The organism is Sphingobacterium corticibacter (assembly GCF_003076635.1).
Taxonomy (GTDB): domain Bacteria; phylum Bacteroidota; class Bacteroidia; order Sphingobacteriales; family Sphingobacteriaceae; genus Sphingobacterium; species Sphingobacterium corticibacter.
Map to the genome: position 1 here is coordinate 35,194 of NZ_QDKG01000002.1, position 12,796 is coordinate 47,989.

General features: G+C 45.4%; 10 protein-coding genes. 2 read left to right on the forward strand and 8 right to left on the reverse strand.

Annotation, left to right across the window (positions count from 1 at the left end; all coding sequences use genetic code 11):
• Positions 1-35 precede the first annotated feature (35 nt).
• Both DC487_RS06090 and metG read right to left on the reverse strand, forming a co-directional pair.
• On the reverse strand, positions 36-2,594 hold the full coding sequence (locus tag DC487_RS06090; RefSeq protein WP_116775087.1) for a TonB-dependent receptor: 2,559 nt from the start codon (positions 2,592-2,594) through the stop codon (positions 36-38).
• 345 nt (positions 2,595-2,939) lie between these two features.
• Complete coding sequence (gene metG, locus DC487_RS06095; RefSeq protein ID WP_116775570.1) at positions 2,940-5,009, reverse strand: methionine--tRNA ligase; 2,070 nt, start codon at positions 5,007-5,009, stop codon at positions 2,940-2,942.
• 128 nt (positions 5,010-5,137) lie between these two features.
• On the opposite strand from metG, the gene DC487_RS06100 reads away from it, so the two are divergent.
• Positions 5,138-6,040, forward strand: a complete 903-nt coding sequence (locus DC487_RS06100) for a S66 peptidase family protein (protein WP_116775088.1) — start codon at positions 5,138-5,140, stop codon at positions 6,038-6,040.
• A gap of 1 nt (position 6,041) precedes the next feature.
• Positions 6,042-6,440 carry a DoxX family protein gene (locus DC487_RS06105; RefSeq protein WP_116775089.1) on the forward strand — a complete coding sequence of 133 codons (399 nt, stop codon included), beginning with the start codon at positions 6,042-6,044 and terminating at the stop codon, positions 6,438-6,440.
• Positions 6,441-6,459: 19 nt separating this feature from the next.
• On the opposite strand, the gene DC487_RS06110 is transcribed toward DC487_RS06105, so the two are convergent.
• From DC487_RS06110 to DC487_RS06135, 6 genes are all read right to left on the reverse strand, one after another.
• Positions 6,460-7,809, reverse strand: a complete 1,350-nt coding sequence (locus tag DC487_RS06110; RefSeq protein ID WP_394341836.1) for a gluconate:H+ symporter — start codon at positions 7,807-7,809, stop codon at positions 6,460-6,462.
• Positions 7,803-9,296, reverse strand: coding sequence for a gluconokinase (locus DC487_RS06115; RefSeq protein WP_116775571.1), 1,494 nt, complete (start codon positions 9,294-9,296; stop codon positions 7,803-7,805). Before DC487_RS06115 ends, DC487_RS06110 begins: the two co-directional genes overlap by 7 nt.
• A 131-nt stretch (positions 9,297-9,427) precedes the next feature.
• The gene (locus DC487_RS06120) at positions 9,428-10,903 is read right to left on the reverse strand and encodes a S10 family peptidase (RefSeq protein ID WP_116775091.1); all 1,476 of its coding nucleotides are present in this window, start codon (positions 10,901-10,903) and stop codon (positions 9,428-9,430) included.
• 75 nt (positions 10,904-10,978) lie between these two features.
• A complete protein-coding gene (locus tag DC487_RS06125; RefSeq protein WP_116775092.1) occupies positions 10,979-11,440 on the reverse strand; it encodes an ABC transporter ATPase in 462 nt (153 codons plus the stop codon).
• 75 nt (positions 11,441-11,515) lie between these two features.
• On the reverse strand, positions 11,516-12,058 hold the full coding sequence (locus DC487_RS06130; protein WP_116775093.1) for a DUF420 domain-containing protein: 543 nt from the start codon (positions 12,056-12,058) through the stop codon (positions 11,516-11,518).
• A 6-nt stretch (positions 12,059-12,064) separates the two neighbouring features.
• On the reverse strand, positions 12,065-12,787 hold the full coding sequence (locus tag DC487_RS06135) for a thioredoxin domain-containing protein (RefSeq protein ID WP_116775094.1): 723 nt from the start codon (positions 12,785-12,787) through the stop codon (positions 12,065-12,067).
• Positions 12,788-12,796 lie beyond the last annotated feature (9 nt).

Genomic DNA, 12,796 nt, shown 5'->3' on the forward strand with positions numbered 1-12,796 from the left:
CACTTGGTTTGGTTTGTTAGTTTGTATTTTCTATTCTATCGCCAAGCATAGCGTAGCGTGATGCCGTACGTACGTGGGTCGCCAAGCACACCGGCATAATGGCCGGCATTCCCCGCACCGGGGAGTAATTGTTCAAAGTAGTTTTTATCAAAGATATTGCGCGCCCACACCGTGACCGAAACGCCATCTTGTGAGCGAAAACCAATGCGTGGATTGACCAAGGTATAACCCGGTACCACTAAGTAAGCGGATGGCGTCGGGTTAGACGAAAAGGTAGAACGGTAAAACCCGTCGGCCGCGAAGAAATATTCACCGCGCTGTCCTAGGAAACGTGCCGATTTTGATTTTACTTCTGCCCCGAACGAAGTTGCCCATTCTGAAATACCCGGCAATCGGCCGCCTGACACATCGACAAAACTTGGTCCACCCGTACCTTCCAGCGGCGGCGGCGCATTGGTAAATGTAACGTATTTCCCGTCGGTATAGGCTAACGATCCATATACACTAAGCCAATCTTGCACACGCGCATTGGCATCCAACTCTATACCACGGACGCGTACTTTTTCTGCATTGGCCAAATAGCCGCGGTTCACCGAAAGATCTGCCGCTTGCACCTGTGTTTGATAATCGCGCACATCAGTATTATATGCGGTTAAGTTGAGCTGTGTGCTCGGCGTTGGATTAGTTTTGATGCCGACTTCGTAATGCGTAACACGTTCTGGACGGATCACCGCGAGTTCCAACATTGGCTCCCCATTTTGATTCGGCAATCCGCCCAAGTTCAAACCTACTGGCTTGAAACCAGTGGAGAAAGTCGCGAACGTATTGATTTTCTCACTGGCTTTGTAAGCGATTGTAACCTGTCCGGAAAGGTTGGTATCATCTACACTGGCCTCAAAAGCCTGATTAGAATAGAGACCATTTTGCAGGGCAATCAAAGCCGGATCGTCCGTCTGCAAGCCACCAAATACTTCTCTTCTGAAGTTGACCGATTTGTCATCATAATTGAGTCGCAAGCCGGGCAATAAGCGTAGATTAGGCAAGATCGCCCAGTCGAATTGGGTAAATAATGCTCCGCTAAACGAGCGCATACTCGGATAAGAGCGAATGCCCAAGCCATCGAACAATCCCGGTGTTTGCCACAATGGGCTAGTTGAACTTTGAGCAAAGCGCCATTGATCTACTCCAGCCTGTTCGGTATGTGCTGGATCGGCATCCAACTTTTGCCCAAACACATAAACACCAAATACAGCGCTTAAGGTAGACGAAAAATCGCCCGCCCAACGTACCTCTTGCGACCATTGATCGTGGCGCGATGGTGCTTGTGAGAGCGCTAAGGCTTGCAAGCCTGTAAAATCGCGATCGTTGGATGGATCCCAGTTCCAGAAACGCCAAGCGGTAGTCGAAGTCAATGTACCACCACCTAATTTGACATCTACATTGGCAGATAATCCGCCGAGATCCTGACCCGATCGCCAAGGCGTATCGTGATCTATAATACGATCAAATGGATTTCTAGATGGCAAATCATAGTTTAAGTCTGCGATGATATTTTCAAACTGCCGATAATCAGCCCGTAAAGTTGGTGCTACACCCGCAAAAACTTGTGCATAACCATCTGGCCTTTGCCGCGTAAGATCTCCCGCGAATAGTACGTCGACTTTGTCGGATGGTTGGTATAGCACTTGTCCGCGCAAACCTAAGTTATTAAGCTCATTAGTATATTTTTGCGTGGCGACGTTGTAGATCAATCCATCTCTTTGCGTACCGCTGAAAGATAATCTTGCTGCAATTTTGTTTGTAATCGGTCCACTAATCGACCCTTTTGCTTGGACAAAGCCATAGTTCCCGTACGACACTTCAGCATCCGCCGTACTATGAAAAGTCGGCTTGCGCGTGGTGATGTTAAAAGCTCCAGCTACGGTATTTTTACCAAATAAAGTTCCCTGCGGCCCGCGCAATACCTCAATCTGTTCCACATCAATAAAATCCAATGTGGTGACCGCATTGCGCGCATAATACACCCCATCTACATAAAAACCTACACCGGGATCAATACCATCATTCGTCAAGCCGAAGGTAGTTCCCAGACCACGAATGCTGATCCCCGTATTTCGCGGGTTGGATGAGTAAAGCTGCACCGAAGGCACGATTTCTTTGATTCGATTTACGTTGAAAGCACCAGATTCTTCGACAAACTTGCCACTCACGACCGAGATCGGGATAGGCACATCTTGCAATTGTTCTTGCCGACGACGTGAGGTTACAATTACCTCTTGAACTTGATTTTCGGATGCTAAGCGTAATGTAATCTCATCTTCGAAAGATTGATTTTCGAACAATATCTCCGCAGCACGATAGCCGACCGATACAGCCCGGATTCGAAATGGCGGCGCTTCGGTTGGTATCACCGAGAACTTTCCATCGGCATCTGCCGAAAAACGCTGACTGGTCTCGCGAATAGTAATGGTTGCAAAGGGCACAGGTTGATTTTCACTGTCAACAATTTGACCACGTAAAGTTGCCTTTTGTTGTCCGTAGATGGCAGATAAAGTCAGTAAAAAAACTGTTGTAGTTAGTATAATCTTGTGCATGAATCTGGGAATAGCGTATGATAAATAGTGTGTTTAGTATTTCAGGACGTTAACTCCAGACATTCGCATGGGATTGCACAGATGGTAGCACATAACACGATCCATCTCTTCGGGATCTACCTTATAAACTTTTCTTCTTATAAACATCTCTCTTACTTATGATTCTACCGATTGACAAGCGATAGTAGCACAAATATAGAATAATATTTACAAAGACTATAGATTTAATAGACTTTATATTTTAAACTATGTAAGCGTCGCTAAATCACAAAAAAACTCCTTTCTTTTACCGATCAATGATTTGATTGCTAAAAGAAAGGAGTTCAGAACTTATTTTGCTTCGATCTACCGAATGGTACTACCTGCTTGAATTGTGGTTCTTGGTTGTACAAAATCCAAACGGCCATCGGCATCTTCAGCCATCAGAATCATCCCCTGCGACATGATGCCTTTGATTTCTCGCGGCTCTAAGTTGACCAAAATCGAGACTTGCTTTCCGACAATATCTTCCGGTTTGAAGAACTCGGCAATACCCGAAACGACGGTACGCTGATCAATACCGGTATCAATTTTTAGTTTCAATAACTTTTTGGTTTTTGCTACTTTTTCTGCTTCCAGAATAGTTCCAACACGCACATCTAATTTCACAAAATCATCAAAGCTGATGTTTGCTTTTGCCGGCGCAGCCGGAACGACTTTCTTGGCATTGTTAGCCTTCGCTTCTACTAGCTTCTGCAATTGCAACTCCACCTGCTCATCCGTTACCTTCTCGAATAATAAAGCTGCTTCGTTCAAACGATGTCCAGATGAAAGCAAAGATGCTTGGCCGGCATGCTCCCAAGGTTGTGGAGTCAGATTCAGCATATCAAACAATTTATCGGCTGTTTTTGGCAAGAATGGCTGCGCCATGATCGCCAAATTAGCCACGATCTGCGAAGCAACAAATAGCACCGTTTTCACGCGCTCTTCATCTGTTTTTACCACTTTCCAAGGCTCTTCATCCGCTAAGTATTTGTTTCCTAATCGGGCGGCATTCATAAAATGCGTCATCGCTTCGCGGAAACGATATTGTGCAATTGATTGTTGAATCAATGCTGGATATTTTGCCAATTCTTCAAAAACAGCATTATCTTCTGGTGTCAATTTCGTGCCCAAGCTAACTTCGCCATCAAAATACTTGTGCGACAGCACCATGACACGGTTCACAAAGTTACCCAAGATGGCTACCAACTCATTGTTTACACGAGCTTGGAAATCCTTCCAAGTAAATTCACTGTCAGACGTTTCTGGCAGGATCGAAGTCAAGACATAGCGAAGCTCGTCTTGCTTGTCTGGGAATTCCTGCAAATATTCGTGCAACCACACGGCGTGATTACGTGACGTAGATAGCTTCTCCCCTTCTAAATTCAAAAATTCATTAGCAGGCACATTCTCTGGCAGGATATAATCGCCATGCGCGTGCAAGATCGCAGGAAAAATAATACAGTGAAATACGATATTATCTTTGCCGATGAAATGAATCAGCGTGGATTCTTCTTCCTTATTTTCTTTGGTTTTCCAATAATCTTCCCAGTTTTTGCCGTGATCCAAGGCCCACTGTTTCGTAGCCGAGATATATCCAATCGGAGCATCTAGCCACACGTATAATTTTTTGCCTTCGGCTTCTTTTAATGGAACATCCACACCCCAATCCAAATCGCGTGTCATCGAGCGCGGTTGCAAACCCGATTTCAACCAAGATTGACATTGTCCGAATACGTTAGATTTTAAAACATCTTTCTTGCCTTCGATCAGCCACTGCTCCAACCAAGCTTGGTATTTATCCAATGGCAAATACCAGTGTTTGGTTTCTTTCAATATCGGGGTTTTACCGCTGAGCGTAGATTTGGGATTAATCAAATCTGTCGGACTGAGTGACGTACCGCATTTCTCACATTGATCGCCATAGGCACCTTCGTTTTGGCAATGCGGACAAGTACCCGTAATATAGCGGTCGGCTAGAAATTGTTGAAATTCCTCATCGAAATATTGCGCTGAAAAGCGCTCGATAAACTCGCCTTTATTATATAGATTCAGGAAAAAATCCTGCGACAATTCGTGGTGAATCTTCTCGGATGTACGGTGATAGATATCGAATGAAATACCAAATTCTTCAAAACTATCTTTGATTTGCTTGTTGTACTGATCGATGATTTCTTTCGGAGTAACTCCTTCTTTTTTGGCTTTGATGGTAATCGCCGCACCGTGCTCATCCGATCCGCAAACATACACCACATCTTTACCTTGCAACCGCAAAAAACGAACAAAAATATCAGCTGGAATATAGGCTCCCGCCAAATGCCCGATATGCAACGGTCCGTTAGCGTAAGGCAAAGCGGAGGTTATGGTGTAGCGTTTTTTACTTAAAATATCCAATGTATCTCGAAAATAAATGTTAATATTAAACAGCAATTGATGAATTGCTGTGTAAAAGCAAAGATAACTCAAATTGCGCGATTTCATAATTGGTTTGCGCACTATATTTAGATTACAACGTATTCGTAATGAAAACACCTCCTTACCTTAAAAAAGGGGACACCGTCGCGATAGTTTGTACGGCAAGCGCCGTAAAAGGCGGCATAGCGGATGGCATTCGTGTATTAGAAAGCTGGGGATTGCGGGTATTGGTTAGTCCGTCTGTTTCAGCGTCATGGAACACCTTTGCAGGTACGGACGCTTTGCGTCAAGAAGATTTGCAACAAGCACTGGATGATGTCACGGTGAAGGCTGTATTTGCGGCGCGAGGTGGTTATGGTACAGTACGCATTATCGACGCTATTGATTTCACATCATTCGCCAAAAACCCAAAATGGTTGATTGGTTTCAGCGATATTACCGTGTTGCACAGCCATATTCAAAGACAAACGAGCGTAGCATCTATTCACGGACAGATGCCTAAAAGCTTTGAGAAAGGAACAGCGTCCTCGCTGGAATCCCTACGTAAGGCTTTGTTTGGTGAAGAGTCAACGATAGAATATACATCCGCGAATGCCGCACACCGCGATGGCGAAGCCGAAGGTGTGCTGATTGGTGGGAATTTGGCTATTCTGCAAAGTATTTTAGGCTCTGCCTCCGATCCCGAGTACGACGATAAGATTTTGTTTATCGAGGATGTAGGCGAAGCCTTGTACAATACCGATCGCATGCTGCGCACCTTGAAAAGAGCAGGCAAACTGGCAAAACTTCGGGGATTGATCGTGGGCGGATTTACCGCCATCAGAGAAAGCGACCCGCCATTCGGGCAGGATATACCCCAGATTGTGCTAGAAATCGTCGAAGAATACGGGTATCCAGTGGCATTTGATTTTCCAGCAGGTCATATCGAGGATAATCATGCGCTTGTATTTGGCGCCAATACGCGCCTTTCGGTCGCGAATAATAGGATAAAACTTACTTACATTTCATAATATGAGACCTACAAAATCAAAAGATATAGGACTGCTCGTTATACGCTTGGCCATTGGCGCATGCATGCTTATTTTTCACGGCATACCAAAAGTTAGCGGCGGTATAGAAACACTCGAAAAAATTGGTAATGCCATGAAGCACATTGGCATTACCTTTATGCCGATGATCTGGGGCGGCGCGGCGGCAGGTATTGAAGTCATAGGATCTTTGCTATTTATGATCGGATTATGGACCCGACCCGTGAGCTTTTTATTAGCAGGGACAATGCTGGTTGCCACGATCTTTCATTTAGGTGAAGGACATGGCTGGGCAAAATCATCGCATACGATAGAGTTGTTTTTTGTATTTATTGCCTTTGCGTTGATGGGCGCCGGGAAATATAGCGTGGATAAGAAATAAGGAGTTTAAGTTGCTTGCTTTAGCCGACAAACCAATTTAACGCCATCACGCCAAACAATCCGATCAGGGAAACCAAGGTTTCCATCACCGACCAAGAGCGGAAAGTATCGCGCATGCTTAATCCAAAGTACGATTTGAACATCCAAAAGCCGGGATCGTTTACGTGAGAGAACATCAAACTTCCTGCACCTGTAGCCAACACCATCAGCTCAGGGCTCGTTCCAGTTGCTTGCATCACAGGTAGCACGATGCCTGCGGCAGTCAATCCGGCAACCGTGGCTGAGCCAATAGCTAAGCGAATCACGGCGGCAATGGACCAAGCCAATACCAACGGCGATAAAGCTAAGTTGGCCGTACTTTCTGCGATGTAGACCGCTACGCCGCTATCAACGAGCACTTGCTTGAATACCCCCGAAGCGCCAATGATAAATAAGATCATCGTAATGCCTCGAATAGCATCTTCAATGCCTTCGGATTGCTGTTTTAAGCTTCTACCCTGCCGTATCCCCATTGTATACATCGCTAACAGTGCTGCAATCATCAATGCCATCACGGGGTCGCCTAAAAAGCGAAGGGTGGCCAAAGCTGTCGATCCTTCTGGCAAGAACAAATGTGCAAATGAACCAATGGCAATCAGCAAAACCGGAAATAATCCGGTAAACAAACTAATAGCAAAACTAGGCATCGGTCGGCCTTCGGTAGACGTGGGCACGGTAAATAACTCTGGAGGCGGATTGGTGGCAATACCTTTCAACGTACGCCCGAAAAATGGACCGCTAATAATGATCGCAGGGATAGCGACAATAATGCCATAAACCATGGTAAGACCAATATCTGCTTGATACGTAATGGCAATAGCGGTAGCGCCCGGATGTGGTGGCAAATAACCATGCGTAACCGACAGCGCTGCCAACAAAGGAATGGCTACATACAACATCGGCAACCGATTGGCCGCACAAACCATGAATACAAAAGGCACCAAGACGATAAAACCAACATTATAAAACAACGGAATACCGACTAGAAAACCGGTGAGTACCATTGCCCAAGGTAGATTGCGCACACCGAATACGTCAGTCAATACCCGTGTGATGCGTTCGGCTGCGCCGCCATCGGCCATCAGCTTTCCTAATATAGAACCAAAAGCGAGCAGCAAAGCGAGCTGACCCATGGTGGTGCTCACACCTGCTTCGACGGATCGTACAATATCCATACTGTCCATCCCCATCGCAAAACCTACCGCAATGGAGGTGATCAGCAGAGAGATAATGGTATTGAGTTTTACGACGGTTACTAAAAGTAAAAGCAGCAAAACGCCACAAAAGACAATGAGTAAAGGCATACGTTTTTGAGTTATAACGGTTAAAATTCGTCTTTCAACTTATCGTACAAGCGTTCGAATTGTTGAAAGTTTTTCATGTAGATCAGGTGATGTTCTTTATTGGGCACATAGGAATCGTCTTCGCCTTGCACAACAGCATGATCTCCTGCATTCCCTGTTATTCCTAATGCTTCCATGCCGACTAGTACCGCGCCCCAAGCAGAACTTTCTACCGTTTCTTTCACAAAAACCGGCTTGTTGAATACATCGGCTAAAATTTGTACCCATACTGGAGAGCGCGCTAATCCGCCGCTTGCATAAATGGTATGAATCGGGCCAGTGGTTTCTTCCAATGCGAGCGCTACGCTATACAGTGCAAACAGCATTCCTTCGATCATGGCTCGACCGAAATGGCCTTTGGTATGTTGCAATTGTATACCGAAGTAAACGCCTTTGGCATTGGCATCCCAATGTGGTGCACGCTCGCCGGTGAGATACGGCAGAAACACCAAACCATCCGAACCCGGATTTACCGCTTGGATCACTTCATCAAACAAGCGCGAGGTATTGATATCTTCCGGTAGATGCGTCAGCTCGGTCATGAACGTATCGCGAAACCAATTACGTAAGACGCCGCCATTGTTCATCGCGCCACCAACTACAAATTGCCTTGGGTGCAACAAATACCTAAACACACGCTGTTTTTGATCTGCACTGGCGCTGTTGCTAATGACGCGCACCGCGCCACTCGTTCCGACGGTGACGGAGGCAATGCCGGGCTGTGTCGCACCAACGCCTAAATTGGCCAAACAACCATCGCTGCCACCAATGACGAATGGCGTGCCGACAGGAATGCCTAGCTCAGCAGCTCGTTCTGCATCTTGCAATTGCATGGTATGAAGAATCGACACTGGCTCTGAAAGTTGGCTAGCTCGGATGCCTGCAGCCGATAGTGCGGCCTCGTACCAATTTAAATGCTTGATATCAAACAAGCCTGTGGTAGACGCAATCGAATGATCGATCACATAGCTGCCAAAAAGGCGAAAGAATAGGTATTCCTTGATGCCAATATATTTGTGTGCACGCTCAAAGGTATCTTTCGCATGCTGCTTCATCCATCTGATTTTGCAAAGTACCGACATCGGGTGGATCGGCGTACCCGTCTTCAGATAAAGATCCAATCCTTGTGGCGTTTCTTTTAGCGCAGCGGCAATGGCTTCACTTCGTTGATCGGCCCAAATAATGCTATTGGTAATGGCATTTCCTTCTTCATCCATCACGATCAGTGCGTGCATCGCGCTACTTAAGGAAATACCCTGAAGCGTTTCGTCCGGATATTTCTCCAGCAGCACGTTCATCACTTCATTGACAGAATTGATACAAGCTTCATAGATCTCCTTAGGATCTTGCTCGAAATAACCGGCCTGTGGCGTTAGGATCGGATACGTGATGCCGTGTTGCGCAAGTACTTCGCCGTGAACGTCAAAAGCAACTGCTTTAGTAGATGAAGTACCAATATCTAAACCAATGATCATAGTATCTATAATTGCGGAGGCCTTCATTCGTCAAGACAGATGCCTGAAAAAAGCCTTATCGAAATAGCAATATACAGATTTTATCCTACAATCGTTAGCTCATGGCCTTACAATCTAAGATGCCGTAGACATTAGTACTTTGCTGGCGTACCGGCTGCCGGAATACTATTTTTGATGAAGGTGCGGATATCCGCATTCCCTTGTTCCAAATCGGGTTTGCGTAAGTACATCATATGCCCACTGCGATATCCTTTGAAAGACATGCGGTCTTGCAGACGACCCGATGGATCCATTTGCCACATCGTATATTTCGCGTTGAAATAATCACATGCTCCATCATAATAGCCCGATTGCACCATTAGATGCAGAAAAGGATTTTGCGCCATGGCTTGTCGCAAGTTTTCGCCCGTACGATCATTGCTGCGATCCCAAGGATATACCGATCCAAACATATTGTATTTTACGTCGGTAGCAAAGTTGAGTTCATTGCGCATGTAGTGGTTGATGGCTGGCGTAAAGGCATGCAACCAAGCGGTGAGTTCGGCATTGAAATCTGGTCGATCGCCACCATCTTTACGATCTATTCCTCGATAGCGGGAATCAAGACGACCTACAGTGTATCCGCTATCGCGTAATAATTCTTTCCAAAAAAGATTGGTGCTTACATCGAGGTTATTTTGCAGAATCACCTGTTCTGGAAGACCCGAATAGCGCGCCATTTTCGTAGCGGCAGCTTGCCGCTGATCCGAGGTCAATAAACCACCTTTTGCCAAGGTCGGCAACAATTCATTCATCGCAAAAGCTTCTACTTCTGGCAACAATTCTTCCAAATCCCGACGTTGCAGATCGGCTGGTAATTTCTGATGATACCAGGCCGTCGCTGCATAATACGGTAAGCGCAAAGCCATATCTACCGGCCCGCCGCGTTCGATGCCGAGCGTAGTCGGTGATACGAGTACCACACCATTCAGATACATCCAATGAGAACTTTGTAACTCCAGAGCCAAACCTGAAACACGGGTAGTGCCGTAGCTTTCGCCAATCAGGTATTTCGGAGAATTCCAGCGATTGCGACGCGTCACAAAGGTATTGATCCATGAAGCCAAATATTTGACATCAGCATTCACACCGAAAAACGTATTGGTATTGACGTCTTTGTCTAAGATGCGGGAATAGCCGGTATTGACGGGATTGATAAATACAATATCAGCAATGTCTAGAATGGAATAGGGATTTTTACCGATGCCGTACGGCTGAACAGGATAACCTTCGTCATCAATGTTTAATAAGGCTGGCCCAGTATACGCAATCTCCATCCATACGGAAGCAGAACCCGGTCCGCCATTAAATGAAATCACTAAAGGGCGGTTTTCTTTGGCTACGCCATCGCGTTCGTAATAGGTATAATCGAGTGTTGCAATGGCATCACCCTTCTCATTCCACACCGGTTGCGTACCTTTGTGTGCGGTGTATTTGATAGCTTGCCCAAGAATCGTGGTGCTATGTTTAGTAGTGATAATAGAGTCCGCCGGAATGGCTATTTGCGCCAAAGAGGATAAAGCTACGAAGCAAGTCAAGAATAGCGTAGCAGGAAAGTATCGTTTCATAAGATTATGTTAATCGGAATTATCGTTAATAATCCCAATTTACTAAAATCCTAGGTGCTTGCCGCTATGTTGTAATTATATTACAAAGGCTTTTGCATGCCAGCTTTGTTGAAACGGCACTTCCCACTGGTCTGGAAACTCTTCTCCAGAAGCTAATAGATTGTTGAAAACGATGGTATTTGAAGCTATTTCGCCTGCTTTGACCAGTTGCGCAAACTCATTGCGCGAGACCAATTGTACTACACCCGCTGCATCGCGGTACGCCACCATTAAACGATCAAACAAGCCAATGTTGAGCTCTTGCTCGAGCTTTTTCAATAGATGTACCGATTTATCGACCGAGCAACCGGTAGTACTAGCGACAGATTCGTCGACTTCTAACACAATAAAGAGATGGTGATAAATGTGCGCTTTACCTGCTAGCTGATCGCCGTGCGCTGTCCAGCCCGCTACGAATTGCTGTAAAACAGAAAGAGCTTTAGCTTCTTCGGCCTCGGTGAAGAACCGATTGGCCTGATAAATCCATACTTTTTTCATCACCTACTATTTTTAATTTATCCAATAAGATAACAAGGTTTCTTTAGCAACAGCTTTTAAGCGGCCACCATAAGCTTAGTGCGTGTAGTACGGCGAGATCATCAAATAGACAATCACACCTGTAACTGCCACGTACAACCACATGGGATACGTGATTCTCGCCAAACGTTTGTGCCGCTGATATGCTCCAGCTATCCCGCGTACAAAGGTAAACAGTACAAATGGAATGATGATAATGGATAGTAGAATATGACTAATTAGGATAAAAAAGTACACTAATCGGATAAAACCTTCGCCGCCATACGGCGTAGAAACCGACGTCATGTGATAGGCCACGTACATCACCAAGAATAATGAGGAGCACACCATGCAAACCTTGATTAGGTTTTCGTGCAATTTGGCATTACCTTTTTTAATAGCTGATACCGCCCACACCAATAACACGGCCGTTAGGCCATTGATGCTAGCATAGATCGGCGGCAGAAAGCTCAAAGGCTTCACATCGTAACCCAGCTTTTGTAAATTGACCCCAAATAATACCGCTACCGCAATCGGTATCACGATAGATAAGGTCCAGATAATGCCCTTATACTTTTTCTCTTCCGCAGTCATTGCCATAATAACCTAATTTCTTTCTACCCGAACCGGGTTATCTCTTATTTCTTCTACTAGTTGCAGTTTAATTTCATCTTCTAGCCTTTTCAGCTCTGCATGCTGACTCAAGGGATAGAAGCCGCGAATGCGGTGTTTGCCATCAATGAGGATGATTTGGTCATCGATCATATATCTGGTAGAATCTTGTGGATCTCGACTAGCATTGAGCAACATTTGCTCACGCGCATAGGTCAACATATCTACGGAAGGATTTCCAACTATATGCCATTTACGACGATCCAGATCACCAAAGCGATTGGCCATCTTCGCCAAAATAGGTACACTATCTCTCGGATCTACCGTAATAGAAAACAGATGCACACTGGCCTTGCTCGCAAACTTGGTAGCCAAATGATCCATATAATCCAACGCAATATCGGAAAAGGAAGAATCGGCACTATAAATTAAATGCGCTACGCTGATAATAGAATCGTTGCCCATCCAAGCCACGGGACGACCATCCCAATTGGTCAACGGCAAAGGATCTAATTGATGAAATATCGTATCAGGTCGTTCTCTTCCCATAACGCGACGCATCTCGCCAGACAAAGATTTATCTCCGTAAATAGGCAATTTGACGTACTCATGGCGACCCAAGTTCTCCATCAATAAATACAAAAATCCTGGCACAAAGAGTACTATGGCCAGGATTATAATTTTTGAAAACTTCATTGGACGAATGACTGGATTCATCTATGTATA